Source organism: Pantoea pleuroti, assembly GCF_014156615.1.
GTDB lineage: Bacteria > Pseudomonadota > Gammaproteobacteria > Enterobacterales > Enterobacteriaceae > Pantoea > Pantoea agglomerans.
In genome coordinates this window covers 343,946-366,846 of the sequence record NZ_SBFD01000003.1, presented here as the reverse complement: position 1 = coordinate 366,846, position 22,901 = coordinate 343,946, and the positions used below count along the sequence as shown (strand labels likewise).

Sequence of the window (22,901 nt, the reverse complement as noted above, 5' to 3'; positions counted from 1 at the left end):
CGAGGGAATCAGGGTACCGGCATAACGTGCCCTGCGCAGAATAAGTGCAAGAAGCATTTGAGATTTTGCATCATCTTTGCGTTCTGCCCTCGCACTCTTCATCTAAGCTGAGATATCACTTTTGCAGTAGCTTCAGCGCCGTATCCTCATCAGTCACCAGTCCCGATACCCAGCCGCCCTGTAATGCGGCACGGATTGCTGGATACTTGCGCTCGCTACCCGAAAAGCCAATAATTTTACGCTGAGTCTGGCTTTCCAGTCGCACGCTGGTCAGTAGCTCATCCGTTTCCCCCCACACCCGTTCACCCTGCTGATTGAAAAAGTGACCGAGCATTTCGCCTACCACGCCGCGCCCATTTAGCGCCTCGACCTGCGCATCTGTGATGAATCCTTCGGCATTCAAAGGACAGCCCGGCATCACTTCGCCAATACCCACAAAGGCCACGTCCGCCTGTAATGCGCGATCAATGACGCGCTGGTAAACCTTATGCTGAACCCACATCGCTTTATCCTCTGGGGTGTCGGCGTATAAGGGCGCAGGGATAAAGAAATACTTACCCTGCATCTTTTCGGCCATCTTCAACGGTACGTCATAGCGTGTACCGGAATCATCTCGTGCGATGGCACCAATCATGGAGACGCAATGATGCTGCGGGCGATCAACCCAGGGTAGTGCATCGATCATTGAGCGCAGGGTTTTACCGGAACCAATACCGAACACCTGAGGCGTTTCCTCATTGATGAATTGTGTCATCACCGCCGCGCCTTCAACTGCCAGCATTTGTTGAATAGCTTCATCTTTCAGACTGGCCGATGGCACAACGCGGCACAAATCCAGACCAAACTTCGCCTGTACCTCACGCGCCAGCTGCAGGCAGTGCGTGACGGGATGATCAATTTTTACGTTCACCATGCCCATTTCACGTGCACTGGATACCAGACGCTGCGCTACCTGTCGTGACAATCCCAATGCCTGCGCAATCTCCTGCTGTGTCACGCCTGCGACGTAATACATCCATGCAGCACGTGCGGCCAGCTCCTGCTTTTTCTCTTCTCTGCTCATCACGGTGTTCCGTCGAATTCGAGGGGACATCTTAACGCCGTGCGGCACGAAAAGCACTAACTGAGCAAAAGCCCGTAAAAAGGGCAAAAGTATTATTTGTGACTCAGCTCGCAGAAGGATCTTCGTAATGGGAACTATGCTACACGTCATCGGGCAAATGCCCTTTAGTGTGGCAAATGTTTAAATGAGGCGATTATGAACAACCAATCAGTGTGGATGCACATCGGCGCGGGATCTTTTCATCGGGCACATCAGGCGTGGTATCTGCATAAACTGCGTGAGCAGGGTGATGAACGCTGGAGCATCGCGCTCGGCAATATCCGTAATGACGCAGTGCCGCTGCTCAATCAGCTCGCGGCGCAGCAGGGAGAATATGTGCTGGAAACCGTGACGCCTGAAGGTAAGCGCGACTACGAAACCATCACCTCGCTGCGCAAAATTTTGCCCTGGGACAGTGATATCCGTGCGTTGATTGAGCAGGGGGCCAGCGCGGAAACGCGTGTAATTAGCTTTACCGTGACCGAAGCGGGTTACTACCTGACGCCCGCGTTTACCCTGGATCTTAATCAGGCAGATGTGAAGGCCGATCTGGGGGGCGATATCCGTACCCTCTACGGCGCACTCAGCCATATTCTGACACAACGTGTTGCGCAAGGCGGTGCGCCGGTTACGCTGCTGAACTGCGACAATCTGCGGCACAATGGTGAGCGTTTCCGTGACGCCTTCCTGGCGTTTCTTACAGCCAAAGGCGACACCACGCTGGCCGACTGGGTGCGCACGCAAACCCGTTCACCGAATACTATGGTCGATCGCATTACACCCCGTCCTACTCCGGAGGTGGCAGAACGCGTGCAGGCGGCGATCGGCAAACAGGATGGCGCAGCAGTAATGGCCGAATCTTTTATTCAGTGGGTCATTGAGGATGATTTTATTGCCGGGCGCCCGGCGCTGGAAAAGGTCGGTGTTGAACTGGTGGAATCGGTACTGCCGTGGGAAGAGGCGAAAATTCGCATCCTCAATGCGACACATGCTGCGATTGCCTGGGCGGGCACACTGATTGGTCTGAACTATATCGATGAGAGCACCAGCCATCCGGCGATTTATCAACTGGCTCACGACTACGTGACCCAGGATGTCATCCCCTCTCTGTCTCCCAGCCCGCTTGATTTAGCGGATTATCGAGACGTGGTGCTGGCCCGCTTTAGTAATCCTTACATTAAAGATACCAATCAGCGCGTCGGTGCCGATGGTTTATCCAAAATTCCCGGCATGGTGACGCCAACCCTGCAACAGTGCTACCAGCGCGGTGCGCAGCCCACCGCAACGGCGGTGATTCCGGCACTGTTCTTCTTGTTTATGCAGCGATGGGCCAATGACGATTTACCCTATCGCTATCAGGACGGTGCGCTACAGGCCGATACGCTACGTAAGCAGTTCGCCAGCGCCGATCCGCTCCATGCGTACCTGAGTGATAGCGCGCTGTTTGCGGAACTGGCATCTGATAAGGCGTTTCATGAGTTAGTCACTCGCCGTGTTGCGAGTTTGCAGCAGTGGCTGAATCAGCCTGAACTGGCGGCGGTGTAATGATGTATCTCGGCATTGATATCGGCACCTCAGAGCTTAAAGCGCTGATCATTAATACGCACGGTGAGATTGTGGCGTCTCAGCACGCCACGCTGAACGTGCAGCGTCCCCATCCCCACTGGGCTGAACAGGATCCTGAATGCTGGTGGCAAGCCTGCAGCGAGGTTCTGGCGGGATTACGTCATCAGTTTCCTCTGGCATGGGCCGCGATTCGCGCTATTGGATTATCGGGACAGATGCACGGGGCTGTGTTGCTGGATGCCGGGGGGAAGGTGCTGCGTCCGTGTATCCTCTGGAACGACACGCGCAGTGCACCGCAGTGTGAAAGGCTACGGAAGAGCTATCCCCGGATAATGGAAATTAGCGGCAATATGATTATGCCCGGCTTCACTTTGCCGAAACTGCACTGGGTCGCGGAAAATGAGCCAGAAATTTTCAGTCGCATCGATAAGGTCCTGCTGCCGAAAGATTATCTGCGCTGGCGTCTTACCGGGCGCTTTGTCAGTGAGCCTTCGGATGCGGCCGGAACGCTGTGGCTCGATGTCTCCCGGCGTGACTGGTCGGACGAACTGCTGGCCATCACCGGACTGAAGCGTGCCCAAATGCCTGAACTGGTAGAAGGCAGTGCAATAAGTGGACGCCTGCAGCCGACACTGGCGAGCGAGTGGGGCTTATCTACTGCGGTTACTGTCGCGGGAGGCGGCGGTGATAATGCCGCATCGGCAGTTGGTGTGGGGGCGGTGAATCCCGGTGATGCGTTTATCTCATTGGGTACCTCCGGTGTGATTTTTGTCGTAAACGACCGCTTACGGGCTGACCCTCAATTCGGGGTGCACGCCTTTTGCCATGCGTTACCGGGCCGCTGGCACCAGATGAGTGTGATGCTTAGCGCCGCCAGTTGTCTGCGCTGGCTGTGCAATCTGCTGTCGGTTAGTGAAAGCCAGTTGATGGAAGAGATGGCCCAGCTCAGTGATGAGCAAGTGCGTAGCGCCCCGGTTTTCCTGCCCTATCTGTCTGGTGAACGCACACCCCATAACGATCCTGACGCCTCCGGTTCTTTCTTCAATCTGCGCCATGAAACCCCGCGCGCCTTGCTGGGCTATGCGGTGGTTGAAGGCGTGGCATTTGGGCTGGCTGATGGGTTGAAGGTGCTCGGCGATGCCAGGCATCACATTCAGCAGTGCAGCCTGACCGGGGGCGGCGCACGTAGCACATTGTGGGCTCAATTGATTGCCGATGTGCTGCAACTGCCCATTGTTACCCATCCCGCCAGCGCATCTGGCGCGCTGGGTGCGGCACGTTTAGCGTGGCTGGCTGATGGCGGCCCTGAGCATAAGGTGTGTCTGAAGCCAGCTGTGCAGGCGCGCTACCAACCGGACGAGACGCGCGGTGCTGTGCTGCAAAAGCGGCTGTGTCTGTTCCGGGAACTTTACATCCAGCAACAACAGGTGCGCAGCTTGCTGCCTGCATAACGACTAACCAGACAGAAGGTAATTGTGATGCAATCGAACGAATACTGGTTTGGCTTACCGAAAAAGATGTTCTGGGGTTTCCTCGCTATCGCAATCTTTATGGCGGGTGATGGCTTTGAAATGGCGTTTCTGTCGCGCCATATCACCGATATGGGCTTTACGCCCGCGCAGTCTGCAGTCGTATTCACCTTCTATGGCTTAGCGGCAGCCCTGGCGGCCTGGGCATCTGGCGTGGTAGCCGAGTTGATCACACCGCAGCGCGCGATGATGATTGGCTTTGTGTTATGGATCGTGATGCATACGCTGTTTATGTCGCTGGGGCTTGGCCTGCGCAACTATCCGCTGATGGTGCTGTTCTACGGCATTCGCGGGCTGGCTTATCCGCTGTTTATCTACTCTTTCATGATGATGCTGGTGCAGGTCTTACCGCGCGAAAAACTGGCGGCGGCGACTGGCTGGTTCTGGGCGATGTATTCTGTCGGCATCGGGGTGATTGGCAGCTATCTGCCAAGTCTGACCATCCCGATGCTGGGGGAAACCGGAACGCTGTGGCTGGCTATTATCTGGGTGGCCTGTGGTGGGATCCTCGCATACTTCAGTCTGCGCAAGGTACCGGTGGATCGCTCTCGTGTGAATTTGCCGATGCGTGACAAGATGACAGAGATGGCGCGTGCCGTGACCATCCTGTTCACCAATCAGCATGTGTTTTATGCCTGCCTGATTCGCATCATCAACACGTTGTCGCTGTTTGGTTTCGCCATTATCATGCCACTGCTGTTTGTCGATCGTCTCGGCTTTACCATCTCTGAATGGCTACAAATCTGGGCGGTGTTCTTCTTTGTCACTATATTTACGAATATCTTCTGGGGCCTCACGGGAGAGAAGCTGGGCTGGATCCGTCAGGTGCGCTGGTTTGGTTGCCTGGGGATGGCCATCTCCAGCCTGACCTTTTATTATCTGCCGCTGTATGCGGGTCATAACTTCTGGGTCGCATTAATCCCTGCGGTAATGCTGGGAATTTTTGTCGCCGCGTTTGTACCGATGACCGCGGTATTTCCCACGCTGGAACCGCATCACAAAGGCGCTGCGGTCTCGATTTACAACCTCTCCGCAGGACTCAGTAACTTTGTGGCACCGGCTATCGCCTCAGTCATGTTGCCGTTCTTCGACATTGTCGGTGTGGTATGGGCCTATACCGGGCTATACGTGTTCGCTGGCGTGCTGACCTTTATTATTCGTGTGCCACAACCGGGGCACACGCGTAAAGAGAAGGTGATGAAGTCGCGTGTAGCAGAGCAGCGTAACTAACTGAACATACGGCGGCCCAGGGCCGCCGTATGTTTATCCTGCTACATCCTGCAACGCCTCCTGCAAATCGTACCAGCGGAAGCCAAAGCCTGAGGCTTCCAGCCGCTTTGGCAGCACATGCTGTCCTCCCAGCACCAGTACCGACGATTCGCCCATCATCAGTTTAATGGCGCTGGCAGGCGTGCGCATAAAGGCCGGGCGATGCATAACCCGGCCCAGGGTGGCGGCAAACTGCTCGTTACGCACCGCGTAGGGAGCGACCATATTGAACGGACCCCGCAGATCGTCATGCTCCAGCAGCCAGATAATGGCGTTTAGCATGTCGTCAATATGAATCCACGGCATGTACTGTTTACCACTGCCAATTGGCCCGCCGATGCCGAGTTTAAAGGGCAGCTTCATTTTGCTGAGTGCACCGCCCTCAGGCGCCAGCACCACGCCGGTACGCAGCAGACAGACGCGGGTGCGTTCGCTTTCAGCCGCGAGCGCCAGCTGCTCCCAGCGGGCGCAAAGCTGATGAGTAAACTCATCCTGACCCTGATCCTCTTCAGTCAGCACCAGATCGCCGGTGTTGCCATAAAAGCCGGTTGCCGAACCTGAGATCAACACGGACGGTGGCGTGGCGCTGGCGTTGATCAGTGAGACGATCTGCTCGGTTATCTGCCAGCGGCTTTCACACAGCTGCTGTTTATGCGGCTCCGTCCAGCGTTTGTCGGCAATAGGTTCTCCTGCCAGATTAATGACCGCATCGATCGTATCCAGGTTCGACTGTTGCGCCAGCCCTGACCAGAGCGCGACCTCCTCGCCCAGTTTTTCACGTGCGCTGACCACGTCACGCGTCACCACACTGATTTGATGTCCCAGCTGTTGCAGGCGCGGAATCAGATGACGGCCAATCAGTCCCGTGCCACCGGTAATAAGAATATGCATGTTGCGGCTCCCTTGATGTTTTTGTTATTTGCACCTTTCAGCATAGAAGAGTCGAGCCACTCTATCGTGAGTCGCGTCGCGCTTTCTTATTCCGGAGGAAGAGATCGGATCAGCTCAGCGTTGCCTTCCCAAAAAAAAATCGGTAAACATGATGCAACCCTGACAGCCAATTGAGGTAACCGATGAATTATCCGTCCATCACCCTGTGGTCAGATTCATCATTTTTCAGTCCTTACGCCATGTCGGCCTATGTTGCTCTTACCGAAAAAGGGATCCCTTTTCAGCTGAAGCGCGTCGATTTGTCGCAGAATCAGCAATACGCCGCGGCTTACCGCGAGCTGTCGCTGACCTGCCGGGTACCGACCCTGCAGATTGATGCGTTCCTGTTAAGCGAATCCTCGGCGATTACCGAATATCTTGAAGAGCGCTTTCCGGCGCCCGAGTTTGAGCGCCTCTATCCCCGCGACCGCGAGAAGCGTGCCCGCGCCAGAGAGATTCAGGCCTGGCTTCGCAGTGACTTCCTGTGGATACGCCAGGAGCGTCCCACAGAAGTGCTGTTTGCCGGTGAGCGCTTTTCACCGCTGACCGCATCAGCGCAGCAGGCGGTGGATAAACTCGTTATGGCCGTCGATCGCCTGCTGCCGGACGGGCAACAGAACCTGTTTGGCGAGTGGTCAATTGCGGATACCGATCTGGCGGTGATGCTTAACCGGCTGGTATTGCATGGTGATCCCTTGCCTGCACGTCTGCGGGATTATGCTGAGTTTCAGTGGCAGCGAGCCTCTGTACAGCTGTGGTTAGCAGAAAGTGGTAAAAATCGGTAACAGCCAGGGCTTGCTCAGGCTGACGGAAGTGATTACCTTACGCCACATAAAAATAACGACGTGGCAAACTGCGTACCCAAGTGTACGCCAAACAGGAAAGGGTTACGGATGGTGGATCAAACTGCGGGTGACGGCATCGAGTGGGTCGATATCGTAAACGAAGAGAATGAAGTTGTTGCTCAGGCAACACGTGCGCAGATGCGCGCTGAGTGCCTGCGTCACCGCGCTACCTATATTGTGGTTCATGACGGTATGGGCAAGATTCTGGTGCAGCGTCGCACTGAGATAAAAGATTTTATGCCGGGCAAACTGGACGCAACCGCAGGCGGCGTGGTGCAGAGCGGTGAAGATATGCTGGAGTCTGCGCGACGTGAAGCGGAAGAGGAGTTAGGAATTGCCGCGGTGCCGTTTGCTGAGCATGGCAAATTCTACTTCGAAGATCAGCACTGTCGCGTCTGGGGCGGACTGTTCAGTTGTGTGTCACACGGGCCATTCGCCATGCAGGAATCGGAAGTCGATGAGATTATCTGGATGACGCCCGACGAGATCACCGCACGTTGTGATGAGTTCACTGACGATTCGCTGAAAGCGCTCTCTCTGTGGATGAGCCGCAACGGTGATAACCGGGCCTGAAAACAGGCGCTTTAACACGTCTCAGCGATCCGCGTTAAAGCCTCCGGCTCTGTTACCGGCGAAAAAAAGGCATGCCCTGGGGCATGCCTTTTTTGTTCTTACCTGACGCTTAGCCTTGTTCAGCCTGCTGAGACTGAATGGCGGTTAAGGCGATGGTATAGACGATGTCATCAACCAGCGCACCGCGCGACAGGTCGTTAACCGGCTTACGCATACCCTGCAGCATCGGCCCGATTGAGATCAGATCGGCTGAACGTTGTACCGCTTTATACGTGGTGTTACCGGTGTTCAGATCCGGGAAGATAAACACGGTGGCGCGACCGGCAACCTGTGAATCTGGCGCTTTCGATTTCGCCACATCTTCCATGATCGCGGCGTCATACTGCAGCGGACCATCGATAACCAGATCAGGACGTTTTTCCTGCGCGATACGCGTTGCTTCACGCACTTTTTCAACGTCGCTGCCTGCACCTGACGTGCCGGTAGAGTAGGAGATCATCGCAACACGTGGATCGATACCAAAGGCTTTAGCAGAGTCGGCTGACTGAATAGCGATCTCAGCGAGCTGCTCAGCGGTGGGATCCGGGTTAATCGCGCAGTCACCGTAAACCAGCACCTGCTCCGGCAGCAGCATAAAGAACACCGATGAAACCAGTGAGCTGTTAGGCGCAGTTTTGATCAGCTGCAGAGGCGGACGAATGGTGTTGGCGGTAGTGTGAACCGCACCTGAAACCAGGCCATCCACTTCGCCGCTCTCCAGCATCATGGTGCCCAGCACCACGTTATCTTCCAGTTGTTCCTGGGCGACCACTTCGGTCATGCCTTTGCTCTTACGCAGCTCGACCAGACGCGGCACGTAGTTTTCACGCACCTGTTCCGGATCAACAATCTCAACCCCTTTGCCCAGTTCGACACCCTGAGCCGCAGCGACGCGCTGAATCTCATCCGGGTTGCCTAACAGTACGCAGGTAGCGATACCGCGTTCAGCACAGATAGCGGCCGCTTTGACCGTACGCGGCTCATCACCCTCTGGCAGCACCACGCGTTTGCCCGCTTTACGCGCCAGCTCAGTCAGCTGATAGCGGAAGGCCGGTGGCGACAGGCGACGGCTGCGCTCTGACGTGGCGGTCAGTGACTCAATCCAGTCAGCATTAATGTAGCTGGCAACATATTCCTGCACTTTCTCGATGCGCTGCGTATCGTCAGCGGGCACTTCAAGATTAAAGCTCTGCAGGCTCAGAGAGGTCTGCCAGGTATTGGTTTTCACCATAAACACCGGCAGGCCGGTCTGGAAGGCACGGTCACAGAGGCGCGCGATGCGATCGTCAATCTCGTAGTTACCGGTCAGCAGGATAGCGCCAATCTCAATGCCGTTCATGGCGGCCAGGCAGGCGGCGACCAGCACATCCGGGCGGTCTGCGGAAGTCACCAGCAGTGAGCCTGGGCGGAAATGCTCCAGCATGTGCGGGATACTACGGGCGCAGAAGGTGACCGATTTAACCCGGCGGGTCTGAATCTCACCTTCGTTGATGATGCGCGCGTCCAGGTGACGGCACATATCGATTGCGCGGGTGGCGATCAGATCAAAGCTCCACGGCACGCAGCCCAGTACCGGCAGCGGGCTGTCTGAGAACAGCTGCTTAGGATCGATATTGGCGATGCTGGCTTTTGACGAGTCATCAAAAATTTCTGACAGGTCAGGGCGGGTACGCCCCTGATCATCGACCGGCGCGTTGAGTTTATTGATGATCACACCAGTGATATTTTTATTCTTCTGACCGCCGAAGCTGCTCTGCGTCAGTTCAATGCGCTCTTTCAGCTGTGCCGGAGAGTCATTGCCCAGCGCCATCACGAAGACGATTTCCGCATTCAGGGTTTTCGCGATTTCATAGTTCAGCGCGTTGGCGAACTGATGCTTACGGGTAGGGACCAGACCTTCAACCAGCACCACTTCAGCATTCTGCGTGTTGGCATGGTAACGGGAGATGATCTCTTCCATCAGCACATCCTGCTGGTTCGATCCCAGCAGTGATTCAACACGTGACATCTGCAGCGGTTCAGCGGCAGGAATCGAAGAGTTCTTACGGATAATAGTGGTGGTTTGATCCGGCGTATCGCCGCCGGTACGCGGCTGAGCAATCGGCTTAAAGACGCTGAGTCGAACGCCTTTGCGCTCCATGGCGCGGATAACGCCGAGGCTGACGCTGGTCAGGCCGACGCTGGTGCCGGTCGGAATGAGCATAATTGTACGTGACACGTTTGAACCTCTCAGTAATGGCAGGGTGTCAAAAACAACTCCGTCAGCCTGAGCTGACGGAGAGAAGTGTTTACGCAGTCAGACGCGCGGCGTCCTGGGCGATGACCAGCTCTTCGTTGGTCGGGATCACCAGCGCCGGGCGGGTGCCTTCTTTATTGATATAACCAGACTTGCCGAAACGGGCCGCCAGGTTGCGATCGTGATCGACGTCAAAGCCCAGCAGCGCCAGTTTTTTCAGTGAGAGTTCACGAACCATCGCGGCGTTTTCACCGATGCCGCCAGTAAATACCACGGCATCAAGGCGGCCATCCATCAGCGCGGTGTAGCTGCCGATATATTTCGCCAGGCGATGACAGAAGACATCCATTGCGCGCTTCGCATCTTCTTTAGTGGTGTAGTTATCTTCTACGTAGCGGCAGTCGCTGGTGACTTCGGTCAGACCTAACAGGCCAGACTCTTTAGTCAGCAGTTTATTGATGGCATCGACGCTCATACCCAGCGTATCGTGCAGGAAGAAGATAATTGCCGGGTCGATGTCGCCACTGCGGGTACCCATCACCAGGCCTTCCAGTGGGGTCAGGCCCATTGAGGTATCCACACACTCGCCGTTGCGAATGGCAGAGACAGAACCGCCGTTACCGAGGTGGCAGGTAATAATATTCAGTGACTCAAGCGGTTTGTTGAGCATTTTGGCCGCTTCGTGGGTCACATAGAAGTGGCTGGTGCCATGCGCGCCATAGCGACGAACGCCATGCTCTTTATACAATTTGTACGGCAGCGCATAGAGATAAGACTCTTCCGGCATTGTCTGATGGAAAGCGGTGTCAAATACCGCGACATTCTTATCTGACAGGTGAGGGAAGTTTTTCATCGCTTCATCAATACCGATAAGATGAGCCGGATTGTGCAGCGGTGCAAAAGAAGAGGCGTCTTTGATGCCCTGTACCACTTCCTCAGTAATGATGACTGACTGAGTCAGCTTCTCGCCGCCATGAACGATACGATGGCCGATTGCAGCAATTTGTGCCGAAAGCTCAGGTTTTTGTGCCAGAATGGTTTTAACGATAAAGTTCAGCGCTTCACTATGCGCTGCGCCAGCACCCAGAGGCGCTTCCTGTTTTTCGCCTTCCAGCTTCCATTTGATGCGGGCTTCAGGAAGGTGGAAACATTCCGCCAGGCCAGACAGGAATTCTTCACCGCTGGCAGGGTTGAGGATGGCAAACTTAAGGGAAGAGCTGCCACAGTTCAGAACCAGAACTAACTTACTCGACATGGAAGTACCTATTTTTTGAGAGTGGCTAAATAAAACGCAATCAGACTAACAGCGTAGCCCATGAAAGCTGGTAGATTAATGACAAACATCATGCGGTAGACAGAATTCTGCATTTCCGCAAAAAATTTCGGCAATCTTACGCGAAAATTTGAAAATTGCCTTGTCTAAACCTGGCTCAGGCCTCTTCCCAAAGGCGCAATCCGCTTCCGGAAAGGTGGTAAAACGGCGTCAGAATAGCTGGAGTCACCTTTAAAGACAAAAATAATTGAAGGATGTCACGTAAAGTTGTGTGGTTATAACTATTTTTTAATTTTTACAGCATTAGTTGAGGTGAGCCATGGCGAATGAATCTGGCAGTACCAATTGGTTTCGGATGTTTCAGCGCGGCCAACACTATATGAAGACCTGGCCGGCTGATAAGCGCCTGGCACCCATGTTCCCGGAAAACCGTGTTTCTTCAGCAACGCGTTTTGCTATTCGCTTTATGCCCCCTTTGGCGATTTTTACGCTGACTTGGCAGATCGCGATGGGCGGTCAGTTAGGCCCGGCCGTGGCGACCGCGCTGTTTGCCTGTAGCCTGCCGATGCAGGGTTTATGGTGGCTGGGGAAGCGTTCAGTGACGCCGCTGCCGCCGACGCTGCTTAACTGGTTTCATGAAGTTCGTGCCCGGCTGGAAGAAGCGGGGCAGGCGACTGCGCCAGTAGAAGGCAAGCCGACCTATCAGGCGCTGGCCGATCTGTTAAAGCGGGCGTTCAAACAACTCGACCGCACTTTCCTCGACGATCTCTGACCCATCCCGGGCTGGCGGTAAAATATTTACCGCTAACCTGCGGCCAAATCAAAGAATGGTGATACGGCGATTTCCGTGTCGCTAACGCTGTGCAATCATTTCTCCATTGTCGATTAACTGAGCGGTCTCTGACCGGGAGTAAATGATGGAAATGACCCATGCGCAGCGTTTGATTCTCACTAACCAGTACAAAATGATGGCCATGCTTGAGCCGGAAAATGCGGAGCGTTTTCGCCGTTACCAGACCATCATCGAGCGCGGTTATGCGCTGCAGATGCGGGAGCTGGACAAAGAGTTTGGCGAACTTAGCGAAGCGATCTGCCGGACGGTGATCGATATTATGGAAATGCATCACGCACTCCACGTCTCCTGGTCGAACCTTAAAGAGAAAGGTGAGCTTGAAGAGCGCCGTCTCGCCTTTCTGGGCTTCGATGCGGCAACGGAAGCGCGACTGCTTGGTTACGTCCGTTTTATGGTCAATACAGAAGGGCGTTATACCCACTTCGATTCCGGCACCCATGGTTTTAATGCGCAGACCCCGATGTGGGAAAAGTATCAACGGATGTTAGCTTTGTGGCAGACTTGTCCGCGCCAGTACCATTTAAGTGCAAACGAAATTGCGCAAGTGATTAATGCCTGATGAGGAGGAGCGCGTGACCTACAGAGGTTTTCTATTTGATTTAGACGGCACGCTGGTGGATTCACTGCCAGCGGTTGAACGAGCCTGGAGCCAGTGGGGTGCCCGTCATGGCATCGCGGCTGATGAGATCCTGGATTTCATTCATGGCAAACAGGCGATTACCTCTCTGCGTCATTTCATGGCAGGCCAGTCGGAAGAGGCTATTCAGGCGGAGTTTGTCGCGCTGGAGCAGGCTGAAGCGGCGGACACCGACGGTGTGCAGGCGCTGCCAGGGGCCAACGCGTTGCTGAACCGGCTGAACGAACTGCAGATTCCCTGGGCGATTGTCACTTCCGGTTCGGTGCCGGTGGCACATGCACGTCATAAAGCCGCAGGATTACCGAAGCCCGCCGTGTTTATTACCGCTGAACAGGTGGCTAAAGGCAAACCGGAACCCGATCCCTACCTGCTTGGCGCGGAGAAGCTGGAATTAGCGGCGACATCGTGCGTGGTTGCAGAAGATGCACCTGCCGGCATCTTATCCGGCCTGAATGCTGGCTGTGCGGTGATTGCCATCAATGCGCCGGCGGAGACACCCCGACTGGATGAGGTGGCGCTTCAGCTCGACTCACTGGCGTCACTGGTGATAACCCGCGAGTCTGACGGTAGCTTTACCTTCAGTCAGCAGGTTTAAGGGCTGGCCCGGCGGCCAGACCGCCGGGCTTAGAGTGGCGTATCCTGCGAGATTTCATCCAGTGACAGGCTGAAGCTCGGAATAAACACCTCAACGAAGTAATCCATCTCCGGTGAACGCCGAAGTGCCAGGGTCTTTTCCAGCCGCGCTTTGGCCAGTAAAAATTCGTTGTTCCCGGCAGACAACTCCTCAAGACATTTTACATATGCACAGAGCGCATCCGCCTGTTTCAGAACCGCCTGCTCCTCTTCGCTGTGCAGATGCTCATCGATCAGCGGGCGATAGATCGCCTGAAACTCTTCAGGCAGCATCTCAATCAGCTTCTGCTGAGCAATCTTCTCGATTTTCTTATATTCGTGGGCGATCTGCGCGTTGTAATACTTTACCGGAGTCGGTAAATCGCCGGTGAGCACTTCGCTGGCATCGTGGTAAAGCGCCAGCATGGCAATGTGATCGGCATTAAGTGAGCCGTTGAATTTGAGGTTTTTGATCAGGGCCAGGGCATGCGCCACCATGGCGACCTGCAGGCTGTGTTCGGAGACATTTTCGGTGCGCACATTGCGCATCAGCGGCCAGCGATTGATCAGCTTAAGACGGGAGAGATGAGCAAAGAAGTGGCTTTGTGTCATGAGCGTTCCTGTTGGCTGGCGGGGGAGAGACAGACTCTGGCTCTCCCCAAATAGCGTCAGTATACGCGGGCCTGATTATTGACGATAGCCTTGCAGGAAGCGGCCAAATTTATTGATCGCCATCTCAAGATCATCCACACGAGGCAGCGTAACAATGCGCAGGTGATCGGGCCACGGCCAGTTAAAGGCACTGCCCTGAACAAGTAACACCTTCTCCTGTAGCAGAAAATCCAGCACCATCTTCTGATCGTCGAAAATGTTGAATTTTTTGGCATCAATTTTCGGGAACATATAAAGCGCGCCCTGTGGCTTCACACAGCTGACGCCTGGGATGTCGTTGATCAACTCCCAGGCGCGCTGCCGCTGCTCGTAGAGACGACCACCCGGCATGATAAATTCGCTAATGCTCTGATAGCCGCCCAGCGCCGTCTGAATCGCATGCTGCGCTGGTACGTTGGCACACAGGCGCATCGAGGCGAGCATCTCCAGCCCTTCTATATAGCCTTTAGCATGTTTCTTCGGCCCATTCAGTACCATCCAGCCCTGACGGAAACCGGCAACGCGATAGGTTTTAGAAAGGCCATTAAAGGTGACAGTGAGCAGATCGGGTGCCAGCGCTGCGATGCAGTGATGCTGTGCATCGTCATAGAGGATCTTGTCGTAGATCTCGTCGGCAAAAATAATCAGGTTATGCTGACGCGCAATTTCAACCACCTCTAACAGCAGCTCTTTGCTGTAGACCGCGCCAGTGGGGTTATTCGGGTTGATGATCACGATGCCGCGGGTACGAGGCGTTATCTTGCTGCGGATATCATCGAGGTCAGGGAACCAGCCTGCTGATTCGTCACAGAGATAGTGCACTGCTTTACCGCTGGAGAGGGAAACCGCAGCCGTCCATAACGGATAGTCGGGGGCCGGCACCAGCATTTCGTCGCCGCTGTTCAGTAACGCCTGCATCGCCTGCACGATGAGTTCTGAAACACCGTTGCCAATGTAGATATCTTCTACGGTGACATCGCGCATGTCGCGCGCCTGGTAGTGCTGCATGATCGCTTTACGGGCGGAATAGAGACCCTTGGAGTCACAATAGCCCTGAGAGCTGGGAAGGTTACGAATAACATCGACCAGTATCTCATCCGGTGCTTCAAAACCAAACGGCGCCGGATTGCCGATGTTCAGCTTCAGAACTTTGTTACCTTCTTCTTCGAGGCGTTTAGCCTCTTTCAGTACCGGGCCACGGATGTCATAGCAGACGTTATCGAGTTTTCCGGATTTATCAATTTGAAAAGTCATTGTTACCGCCTTAATGGGCAGAATCCTTTTGGCTGCCACAGAAATCCAACCAGCACAATGTACTCTCCTGACAGTCACAAAAGAAGGGTGCCGCCCCGTTTTGGCGGGTTCAACAACTTTTTGCCCGGTGCGCAGCGTAAAAAATATTTGTTGTCGCGTAAACTGGTTAATGAAACCATAAATTGGCATTAATGCAGCATTTTAACTTGTCCAAAGCGCTGCTGAACCGACATATGGCTTTAGCATCATGAACGCTATCTGGAAGTTATTGAAATGGAACTTTTCTTTGCACCTGAAATATACACTTAGAGAAATAGTTAAAGGATATTTTATAAATGTTCAAATTATGGACGATTTTAGAACGTGCCTAAAGATTACGCCTTAACGCTGCTTAAGAGTGGCGCGTTTAAGGCCTTGTGTTCGCCGGAAAAGTGCCAAAAGCAGAGCTTCATATGGCACCTTTATTGCAGGATTGTGAGCCGTACTTAACACTTCCTCACTAAATTTCAGAACGCTGAAGGCTTAAAAAGTGATCAATAATGTGGCATAAGGGTCTGGAAATGCCTTTAGTACAAAATTTACAGCGCTTTTCACAAAATCATTTCCATTTTGAAGTCAAAAATGATTAAGTATAATTTATTATTTAGTGCACTTTGCCGCTTCGCTTTGATAGCCCGTAAAGTGTGCTTTCTATCCCACACGATTCTTTCTGGTGGGAATAAGACAACTACGCAGCTTCCTGCATTTGCGCACCCAGCGCCATCGGTTCAGAAGTTGTATCTGTCTTGAATAGCACTATGACCCTTCAGAGGAGTCAACAGTGCAGGATCCACATAAACTTTTTTTGTGTCAGTCTTCACACAGGACTGTCATTGAGCACCATTACTGCTTATCACTTTGATAAGCTTGTGATAACACCAGGGTAGTAGTTCGTAAAAATCTTATAAGTGAAGAAAAAACATGACTAATGCAAATCGTCCGATACTGAATCTCGACCTCGATCTGCTGAGAACCTTCGTTGCCGTTGCGGATTTGAATACCTTTGCAGCAGCCGCTGCAGCGGTCTGCAGAACCCAGTCAGCAGTCAGTCAGCAGATGCAGCGTCTGGAACAATTGGTAGGTAAAGAGCTGTTTGCCAGACATGGACGTAATAAGCTTCTGACAGAGCACGGTATCCAGCTTTTAGGCTATGCGAGAAAAATTCTTCGTTTTAACGACGAAGCCTGCACGTCTCTGATGTACAGCAACATTCAGGGCGTGCTGACCATTGGTGCCTCTGATGACACCTCTGACACTATTCTGCCGTTCCTGCTAAACCGGGTGACCTCGGTTTATCCGAAACTGGCAATCGATGTGCGGGTTAAACGTAATCCGTTTATGATGGAAATGCTCAATCAGGGTGAAGTGGACCTGGTTGTGACGACTTCCAGCCCGGGCAATTTTACCTATCAGGTACTGCGTACTTCACCTACCTTGTGGTACTGCGCAGCGGATTATATCTTCCAGCGTGGCGAAGCCATTCCATTGGTGTTGCTGGATGAGCCAAGTCCTTATCGTGATATGGCTATCGATCATCTCAACGAAGCGGGCATCCCGTGGCGTATCTCTTATGTCGCTTCCACACTGGCTGCAGTACGCGCTGCGGTGAAAGCGGGACTGGGTGTGACGGCACGTCCGGTCGAGATGATGAGCCCGGAACTGCGTGTTATGGGTGCAGCTGAAGGACTGCCGGTACTGCCGGATACGCAATATCTGCTGTGCCGTAATCCAGACAGCGATAATGAACTGGCGCTGGCTATCTTCAATGCCATGCAGTCCACCAATGATCCTTATAACCTGAGCAATAATCCCGACGGTTCACTGTTGCTGGATGACGAAGAGTAATTTCGCTAACGTGTTGTACTCAATACCCGCGTGATTGCCTTAATAAACGCTTATAAATAAGCCTCTCCTTCCCTGAAAAGAACGAGAGGCTTTTTTGTGCCTGACCCTCGTCCGACGTCCCTAACTGATTCATCTGCCTCTCCTGACCCGACTAAAAAAGTTTCACCTACTGTTTAATTGAAATTTCCAGACCAAAAAACCGAACGCTTTGTTCCGAATCACCGTTTCAGATGGGGAAAATTAACGCATAAAGGGCAAAAGTGTGTTCTGGATCAAAAAAATAGCCCTGGAAAGGGGAGGGAAAAATCAGTGATACCTGTCAAAATATGTTTGTTAAATGCACGATCCATGCATGTGAATACCCGCTACACTAAAATTAACCCTACAGACTGAAGCGATTTAGCTGGAAAGCGGGGCATCATTTGTTAATAATATGATGCAGGTGTGAAATAATGTTTGGATACTTTTGTCAAAGTTGACAAAAGGTTATAGAAAGGAGTAAAAAACCCCATAAAATAGCTGCTTATTACGTAATAACAGCGACATTTGAAAGGTTTTTATCCTTCCCTTGAATCGATGTGGTCAGTTTGCTGCGGGAAACGCGTGCAGGATGCCAGCGCCACTTTTGATGAGTAAGCAATGAGTATGTCAACTACCACCGAAATCATCGCTCAGCACTGGGCGTTTATCGTATTTATCGTTATTGCCTTTGGCCTGTGTGCTTTCATGCTGACCGGAGGATGGCTGCTTGGCGGCAGAGCGCGCGCCCGCTATAAAGACACGCCATTCGAATCGGGCATTGAATCCGTTGGTGATACCCATATCCGCCTGTCGGCGAAATTTTATCTGGTTGCGATGTTTTTCGTCATCTTCGACGTCGAAGCCCTCTTTTTATACGCATGGGCGACTTCAATCCGTGAAAGCGGTTGGATCGGCTTTGTGGAAGCCGCAATTTTCATTTTGGTGCTCCTGGCGGGTCTGGTCTATCTGGTACGCATTGGCGCACTGGACTGGGCTCCAGCTCGCCGTCGCGTGGTGGTCAAAACCACTACGGTCAGCCACACCAATCCTCATAAGCAGTAAAAGAGAGGCAATAAGATGGACTATACGCTCACCCGCATAGACCCGAACGGTGGTGAGAACGACCGTTATCCTCTGCAAAAGCAGGAAATCGTCAGCGATCCGCTGGAGCAGCACGTTCATCGCAGCGTTTATATGGGCAAACTCGAAAATGCCCTGCATGACATGGTGAACTGGGGGCGTAAAAACTCCCTCTGGCCTTATAACTTTGGCCTGTCCTGTTGTTACGTTGAGATGACAACATCGTTCACTGCGGTCCACGACGTGGCACGTTTTGGCGCCGAAGTTATGCGCGCTTCGCCACGTCAGGCCGATTTCATGGTCATTGCCGGTACGCCGTTCACCAAAATGGCCCCGGTTATTCAGCGTTTGTACGATCAGATGCTGGAACCCAAATGGGTGATTTCCATGGGTGCCTGCGCCAACTCTGGCGGCATGTATGACATCTATTCCGTGGTGCAGGGTGTCGATAAATTCCTGCCGGTTGATGTTTATATCCCTGGCTGTCCGCCACGTCCTGAAGCGTATATGCAGGCATTGCTGCTGTTGCAGGAGTCGATCGGCAAAGAGCGCCGTCCGCTCTCATGGGTGGTTGGCGATCAGGGCGTTTATCGCGCCAACATGCCATCTGAGCGTGAAAGAAAACGCGGCGAGCGCATCGCAGTCACAAACCTGCGCAGCCCGGACGAAGTTTAAAACCGTATGGATGGAAAACAGCGCCTGCAGCAGAACATCACAATTTAATGCATGGCCCCATCCTGACGCCTTCATTTGAGTGCCTGAGACCAGGCCGGAATGGTGAGTAACGTATGACAGATTTGACCACGCAAGATCTCGCTCAGCCTTCATGGCAAACCCGTGATCACCTTGATGACCCGGTGATCGGCGAGTTGCGTAACCGTTTTGGGCCGGATGCCTTCACTGTTCAGCCAACCCGTACCGGTATTCCGGTGGTGTGGGTGAAGCGTGAACAGATACTGGAAATTATCGAGTTCCTGCGTAAATTACCCAAGCCTTACGTCATGCTGTATGACCTGCATGGCGTGGATGAGCGTTTACGTACCCACCGTGCAGGCCTGCCTGCGGCGGATTTTTCCGTTTTCTACCACCTGCTGTCGATTGAACGCAACCGCGACATCATGCTCAAGGTGGCACTCTCTGAAAACGATATGCATCTGCCGACCATCACCCGCCTTTTCCCGAATGCCAACTGGTATGAGCGTGAAACCTGGGAGATGTTTGGTATCACCTTTGATGGTCACCCGCATCTGACGCGCATCATGATGCCGTCGACCTGGGAAGGCCATCCGCTGCGTAAAGATTACCCGGCGCGCGCCACCGAATTCGATCCGTTTACGCTGACCAAACAGAAAGAAGATCTGGAGATGGAAGCGCTGACCTTTAAGCCTGAAGACTGGGGCATGAAGCGCAGCACCACCAACGAAGACTTCATGTTCCTGAACCTCGGGCCTAACCACCCGTCGGCGCACGGGGCATTCCGCATCATTCTGCAGCTGGATGGTGAAGAGATTGTCGACTGCGTGCCTGACATCGGCTATCACCATCGTGGTGCCGAAAAGATGGGCGAGCGTCAGTCGTGGCACAGCTACATTCCTTACACTGACCGCATCGAGTACCTCGGCGGCTGCGTAAACGAAATGCCGTACGTACTGGCGGTGGAGAAACTGGCCGGTATCGTGGTGCCCGATCGCGTTAATGTGATCCGCGTGATGCTCTCTGAGCTGTTCCGCATCAACAGCCACCTGCTCTATATCTCCACCTTTATTCAGGACGTCGGGGCCATGACGCCGGTGTTCTTTGCCTTTACCGACCGTCAGAAAATCTATGACGTGGTTGAGGCAATTACCGGTTTCCGTATGCACCCGGCGTGGTTCCGCATCGGTGGCGTCGCGCATGACCTGCCGCGAGGCTGGGAACGTCTGCTGCGTGACTTCCTCGACTGGATGCCAAAACGTCTTAAAGAGTATGACAAAGCGGCACTGCGCAACAGCGTACTGATTGGCCGTTCCAAAGGCGTTGCTGCTTACAATATGGAAGAGGCGCTGGCGTGGGGCACTACCGGTGCCGGTCTGCGTGCTACCGGTCTCGACTTTGACGTACGTAAATGGCGTCCCTACTCCGGCTACGAAAACTTCGATTTTGAAATCCCGGTCGGCGACGGAATCAGCGATGCTTACAGCCGCGTTATGCTGAAAATGGAAGAGATGTGGCAGTCGCTGCGTATTCTTGAGCAGTGCCTCAACAACATGCCAGAGGGTCCGTTCAAAGCGGATCATCCGCTGACCACGCCGCCACCGAAAGAGCGCACGCTGCAGCACATTGAAACGCTGATCACGCACTTCCTGCAGGTTTCGTGGGGGCCGGTGATGCCAGCCAATGAGTCGTTCCAGATGATTGAAGCGACGAAAGGGATCAACAGCTACTACCTGACCAGCGATGGCAGCACCATGAGCTACCGCACCCGCGTGCGTACGCCGAGCTTCCCGCATCTGCAGCAGATTCCTTCAGTAATCCGTGGCAGCCTGGTATCCGACCTGATCGTATATCTGGGTAGTATCGATTTTGTTATGTCAGACGTGGACCGCTAATTATGCACGATCAAAACATTGCCATTAAAACGATCGACCCTAACGAGGTCTTCGTGCTGAGCGCGGAAGAGCATCACGCCATTGAGCACGAAAAACACCACTATGAAGATGCGCGTGCAGCCTCGATTGAAGCGCTGAAGATCGTGCAGAAACAGCGCGGATGGGTGCCGGACGGCGCCATCAATGCGATTGCCGAGGTACTGGGTATCCCGGCGAGTGATGTTGAAGGTGTGGCGACATTTTACAGCCAGATCTTCCGTCAGCCGGTTGGCCGTCATGTGATCCGTTACTGTGACAGCGTGGTCTGTCATATCACCGGTTATCAGGGCATCCAGTCAGCACTGGAACAGCAACTGAATATCAAACCGGGTCAGACCACTGCCGATGGCCGCTTTACACTGCTGCCAACCTGCTGTCTGGGTAACTGCGATAAGGGGCCAACGATGATGGTGGATGAAGACACGCATGTGCATCTGACGCCGGAAGGCATCCCTGGTTTGCTGGAGCAGTATCAATGACAATTAAACAGATCATTCGCACTGCAGAAACCCATCCGCTGACCTGGCGGATGCGTGACGACAAGCAACCTGTCTGGCTTGACGAATATCGCAGTAAAAACGGCTATGCCGGTGCGGAAAAAGCGCTGAAAAGCATGTCGCAGGATGAAATCGTTGCGGCAGTCAAAGATTCAGGCCTGAAAGGACGCGGCGGTGCGGGTTTCTCCACCGGGCTGAAGTGGAGCCTGATGCCGAAAGACGAGTCGATGAACATCCGTTACCTGCTGTGTAACGCCGATGAGATGGAGCCGGGCACCTATAAAGACCGCCTGCTGATGGAGCAGATGCCTCACCAGCTGGTGGAAGGAATGCTGATCAGCGCCTTTGCGCTGAAGGCTTACCGTGGCTATATCTTCTTACGTGGCGAATACATTGAAGCCGCGGTGCATCTGCGTCGTGCGATTGCTGAAGCGACGGAAGCGGGCTATATCGGTAAAAATATTCTCGGTACCGGCTTTGACTTTGAGTTGATTGTCCACACCGGCGCAGGTCGTTATATCTGCGGCGAAGAGACGGCACTGATTAACTCACTGGAAGGCCGTCGTGCTAATCCGCGTTCGAAACCGCCATTCCCGGCGAGTGCGGGCGCGTGGGGCAAACCGACCTGCGTGAACAACGTGGAAACCCTCTCCAACGTTCCGGCGATTCTGGCCAACGGCGTGGAGTGGTACAAAAACATCTCTAAAAGCGAAGATGCCGGTACCAAAATGATGGGCTTCTCCGGACGGGTTAAAAATCCCGGCGTCTGGGAGCTGCCATTTGGTATCACCGCACGTGAAATCCTTGAAGATTATGCGGGCGGTATGCGTGACGGACTGAAGTTCAAAGCCTGGCAGCCCGGCGGGGCAGGGACTGACTTCCTGACCGACCAGCACCTGGATCTGCCCATGGAATTTGCCAGCATCGGCAAAGCGGGCAGCCGTCTGGGTACGGCGCTGGCGATGGCGGTCGATCACGAGATCAACATGGTCTCGCTGGTGCGTAACCTGGAAGAGTTCTTTGCCCGTGAGTCGTGCGGCTGGTGTACACCGTGTCGCGATGGCCTGCCGTGGAGCGTAAAAATTCTGCGTGCGCTGGAGCAGAAGCAGGGCCAGCCAGGCGATATCGAAACCTTACTGCAACTCTGCCGTCAGCTTGGCCCGGGTAAAACCTTCTGTGCGCATGCGCCGGGTGCGGTTGAGCCACTGCAGAGTGCGATTAAATATTTCCGTGAAGAGTTTGAAGCCGGCATGGCACCGCAGGTGTTTGGCAATACCCGCGCCATTGGCGGGATCCAGCCAAACCTGCTGAAAGCGCGCTGGTAATTCGCCGAAGAACACGGAACAGGCCTGGTGCCGCCGCCCCGACAATGTCGTGCGTCGGGGCAAGAATATGATTAACGCTCGTCTCTGACGAGCCTTAC

General features: G+C 53.8%; 20 protein-coding genes. 14 read left to right on the top strand and 6 right to left on the bottom strand.

Annotated features, from left to right (window positions below):
- Nucleotides 1-115 precede the first annotated feature (115 nt).
- Nucleotides 116-1,063 carry a sugar-binding transcriptional regulator gene (locus EPG66_RS09255; RefSeq protein ID WP_182686604.1) on the bottom strand — a complete coding sequence of 316 codons (948 nt, stop codon included), beginning with the start codon at nucleotides 1,061-1,063 and terminating at the stop codon, nucleotides 116-118.
- A 195-nt stretch (nucleotides 1,064-1,258) separates the two neighbouring features.
- Here EPG66_RS09255 and dalD point away from each other — a divergent pair, with 195 nt between their 5' ends.
- The 3 genes from dalD to EPG66_RS09240 are packed head-to-tail and all read left to right on the top strand — an operon-like array spanning nucleotide 1,259 to nucleotide 5,427.
- Entirely contained in the window at nucleotides 1,259-2,647 is a 1,389-nt protein-coding gene (gene dalD / locus EPG66_RS09250; RefSeq protein WP_182686602.1) for a D-arabinitol 4-dehydrogenase, read from the top strand.
- A gap of 2 nt (nucleotides 2,648-2,649) precedes the next feature.
- Nucleotides 2,650-4,119: a xylulokinase gene (gene xylB, locus EPG66_RS09245; RefSeq protein ID WP_182686740.1), complete on the top strand. Its 1,470-nt coding sequence runs from the start codon at nucleotides 2,650-2,652 to the stop codon at nucleotides 4,117-4,119.
- Nucleotides 4,120-4,146: 27 nt separating this feature from the next.
- A complete protein-coding gene (locus EPG66_RS09240) occupies nucleotides 4,147-5,427 on the top strand; it encodes an MFS transporter (protein WP_069025225.1) in 1,281 nt (426 codons plus the stop codon).
- Nucleotides 5,428-5,460: 33 nt separating this feature from the next.
- Here the strand turns inward: EPG66_RS09240 and EPG66_RS09235 are convergent, their stop codons facing one another.
- Nucleotides 5,461-6,357, bottom strand: a complete 897-nt coding sequence (locus tag EPG66_RS09235) for a TIGR01777 family oxidoreductase (protein WP_069025224.1) — start codon at nucleotides 6,355-6,357, stop codon at nucleotides 5,461-5,463.
- 182 nt (nucleotides 6,358-6,539) lie between these two features.
- Between EPG66_RS09235 and yfcF the strand changes: the two genes are divergently transcribed.
- On the top strand, nucleotides 6,540-7,181 hold the full coding sequence (gene yfcF / locus EPG66_RS09230; RefSeq protein WP_031590601.1) for a glutathione transferase: 642 nt from the start codon (nucleotides 6,540-6,542) through the stop codon (nucleotides 7,179-7,181).
- Nucleotides 7,182-7,289: 108 nt separating this feature from the next.
- Nucleotides 7,290-7,814: an NUDIX hydrolase YfcD gene (yfcD, locus tag EPG66_RS09225; protein WP_010258035.1), complete on the top strand. Its 525-nt coding sequence runs from the start codon at nucleotides 7,290-7,292 to the stop codon at nucleotides 7,812-7,814.
- A gap of 109 nt (nucleotides 7,815-7,923) precedes the next feature.
- Here the strand turns inward: yfcD and pta are convergent, their stop codons facing one another.
- Together pta and ackA are read right to left on the bottom strand one after the other, a co-directional pair.
- Entirely contained in the window at nucleotides 7,924-10,056 is a 2,133-nt protein-coding gene (pta, locus tag EPG66_RS09220; protein ID WP_031292718.1) for a phosphate acetyltransferase, read from the bottom strand.
- An 85-nt stretch (nucleotides 10,057-10,141) separates the two neighbouring features.
- On the bottom strand, nucleotides 10,142-11,344 hold the full coding sequence (ackA, locus tag EPG66_RS09215; RefSeq protein ID WP_010258040.1) for an acetate kinase: 1,203 nt from the start codon (nucleotides 11,342-11,344) through the stop codon (nucleotides 10,142-10,144).
- Nucleotides 11,345-11,681: 337 nt separating this feature from the next.
- On the opposite strand from ackA, the gene yfbV reads away from it, so the two are divergent.
- The 3 genes from yfbV (at nucleotide 11,682) to EPG66_RS09200 (ending at nucleotide 13,447) form a co-directional block, all read left to right on the top strand.
- Nucleotides 11,682-12,134, top strand: coding sequence for a terminus macrodomain insulation protein YfbV (gene yfbV / locus EPG66_RS09210; protein WP_031590606.1), 453 nt, complete (start codon nucleotides 11,682-11,684; stop codon nucleotides 12,132-12,134).
- Nucleotides 12,135-12,279: 145 nt separating this feature from the next.
- On the top strand, nucleotides 12,280-12,774 hold the full coding sequence (locus tag EPG66_RS09205) for a YfbU family protein (RefSeq protein WP_010671451.1): 495 nt from the start codon (nucleotides 12,280-12,282) through the stop codon (nucleotides 12,772-12,774).
- A 13-nt stretch (nucleotides 12,775-12,787) separates the two neighbouring features.
- Nucleotides 12,788-13,447 (top strand): sugar phosphatase, encoded by a 660-nt coding sequence (locus EPG66_RS09200; RefSeq protein ID WP_031590607.1) that lies wholly within the window; start codon nucleotides 12,788-12,790, stop codon nucleotides 13,445-13,447.
- Nucleotides 13,448-13,476: 29 nt separating this feature from the next.
- Here the strand turns inward: EPG66_RS09200 and yfbR are convergent, their stop codons facing one another.
- Together yfbR and EPG66_RS09190 are read right to left on the bottom strand one after the other, a co-directional pair.
- Nucleotides 13,477-14,076: a 5'-deoxynucleotidase gene (gene yfbR, locus EPG66_RS09195; RefSeq protein WP_182686600.1), complete on the bottom strand. Its 600-nt coding sequence runs from the start codon at nucleotides 14,074-14,076 to the stop codon at nucleotides 13,477-13,479.
- A gap of 75 nt (nucleotides 14,077-14,151) precedes the next feature.
- Complete coding sequence (locus EPG66_RS09190; RefSeq protein ID WP_010258051.1) at nucleotides 14,152-15,369, bottom strand: pyridoxal phosphate-dependent aminotransferase; 1,218 nt, start codon at nucleotides 15,367-15,369, stop codon at nucleotides 14,152-14,154.
- 960 nt (nucleotides 15,370-16,329) lie between these two features.
- Between EPG66_RS09190 and lrhA the strand changes: the two genes are divergently transcribed.
- From lrhA to nuoF, 6 genes are all read left to right on the top strand, one after another.
- Entirely contained in the window at nucleotides 16,330-17,253 is a 924-nt protein-coding gene (gene lrhA / locus EPG66_RS09185; protein ID WP_010258055.1) for a transcriptional regulator LrhA, read from the top strand.
- 639 nt (nucleotides 17,254-17,892) lie between these two features.
- On the top strand, nucleotides 17,893-18,336 hold the full coding sequence (locus EPG66_RS09180) for an NADH-quinone oxidoreductase subunit A (RefSeq protein WP_010258058.1): 444 nt from the start codon (nucleotides 17,893-17,895) through the stop codon (nucleotides 18,334-18,336).
- Between the two features lie 15 nt (nucleotides 18,337-18,351).
- On the top strand, nucleotides 18,352-19,029 hold the full coding sequence (locus tag EPG66_RS09175; protein ID WP_003854245.1) for a NuoB/complex I 20 kDa subunit family protein: 678 nt from the start codon (nucleotides 18,352-18,354) through the stop codon (nucleotides 19,027-19,029).
- 113 nt (nucleotides 19,030-19,142) lie between these two features.
- A complete protein-coding gene (nuoC, locus tag EPG66_RS09170; RefSeq protein ID WP_010258063.1) occupies nucleotides 19,143-20,942 on the top strand; it encodes an NADH-quinone oxidoreductase subunit C/D in 1,800 nt (599 codons plus the stop codon).
- A gap of 2 nt (nucleotides 20,943-20,944) precedes the next feature.
- Nucleotides 20,945-21,460 (top strand): NADH-quinone oxidoreductase subunit NuoE, encoded by a 516-nt coding sequence (nuoE, locus tag EPG66_RS09165; protein WP_039388486.1) that lies wholly within the window; start codon nucleotides 20,945-20,947, stop codon nucleotides 21,458-21,460.
- A 2-nt stretch (nucleotides 21,461-21,462) separates the two neighbouring features.
- Nucleotides 21,463-22,803: an NADH-quinone oxidoreductase subunit NuoF gene (gene nuoF, locus EPG66_RS09160; protein ID WP_029519446.1), complete on the top strand. Its 1,341-nt coding sequence runs from the start codon at nucleotides 21,463-21,465 to the stop codon at nucleotides 22,801-22,803.
- Nucleotides 22,804-22,901: the final 98 nt, after the last annotated feature.

What these genes read in the sequence shown, in the direction of transcription:
- EPG66_RS09190 (WP_010258051.1), bottom strand. Translation starts at nt 15,369, where the DNA reads ATGACTTTTCAAATTGATAAATCCGGAAAACTCGATAACGTCTGCTAT.
- EPG66_RS09175 (WP_003854245.1), top strand. Translation starts at nt 18,352, where the DNA reads ATGGACTATACGCTCACCCGCATAGACCCGAACGGTGGTGAGAACGAC.
- pta (WP_031292718.1), bottom strand. Translation starts at nt 10,056, where the DNA reads ATGCTCATTCCGACCGGCACCAGCGTCGGCCTGACCAGCGTCAGCCTC.
- xylB (WP_182686740.1), top strand. Translation starts at nt 2,650, where the DNA reads ATGTATCTCGGCATTGATATCGGCACCTCAGAGCTTAAAGCGCTGATC.
- lrhA (WP_010258055.1), top strand. Translation starts at nt 16,330, where the DNA reads ATGACTAATGCAAATCGTCCGATACTGAATCTCGACCTCGATCTGCTG.
- nuoC (WP_010258063.1), top strand. Translation starts at nt 19,143, where the DNA reads ATGACAGATTTGACCACGCAAGATCTCGCTCAGCCTTCATGGCAAACC.
- yfbR (WP_182686600.1), bottom strand. Translation starts at nt 14,076, where the DNA reads ATGACACAAAGCCACTTCTTTGCTCATCTCTCCCGTCTTAAGCTGATC.
- yfcF (WP_031590601.1), top strand. Translation starts at nt 6,540, where the DNA reads ATGAATTATCCGTCCATCACCCTGTGGTCAGATTCATCATTTTTCAGT.
- EPG66_RS09235 (WP_069025224.1), bottom strand. Translation starts at nt 6,357, where the DNA reads ATGCATATTCTTATTACCGGTGGCACGGGACTGATTGGCCGTCATCTG.
- yfbV (WP_031590606.1), top strand. Translation starts at nt 11,682, where the DNA reads ATGGCGAATGAATCTGGCAGTACCAATTGGTTTCGGATGTTTCAGCGC.
- EPG66_RS09255 (WP_182686604.1), bottom strand. Translation starts at nt 1,063, where the DNA reads ATGAGCAGAGAAGAGAAAAAGCAGGAGCTGGCCGCACGTGCTGCATGG.
- nuoE (WP_039388486.1), top strand. Translation starts at nt 20,945, where the DNA reads ATGCACGATCAAAACATTGCCATTAAAACGATCGACCCTAACGAGGTC.
- ackA (WP_010258040.1), bottom strand. Translation starts at nt 11,344, where the DNA reads ATGTCGAGTAAGTTAGTTCTGGTTCTGAACTGTGGCAGCTCTTCCCTT.
- yfcD (WP_010258035.1), top strand. Translation starts at nt 7,290, where the DNA reads ATGGTGGATCAAACTGCGGGTGACGGCATCGAGTGGGTCGATATCGTA.
- EPG66_RS09180 (WP_010258058.1), top strand. Translation starts at nt 17,893, where the DNA reads ATGAGTATGTCAACTACCACCGAAATCATCGCTCAGCACTGGGCGTTT.
- EPG66_RS09240 (WP_069025225.1), top strand. Translation starts at nt 4,147, where the DNA reads ATGCAATCGAACGAATACTGGTTTGGCTTACCGAAAAAGATGTTCTGG.
- dalD (WP_182686602.1), top strand. Translation starts at nt 1,259, where the DNA reads ATGAACAACCAATCAGTGTGGATGCACATCGGCGCGGGATCTTTTCAT.
- EPG66_RS09205 (WP_010671451.1), top strand. Translation starts at nt 12,280, where the DNA reads ATGGAAATGACCCATGCGCAGCGTTTGATTCTCACTAACCAGTACAAA.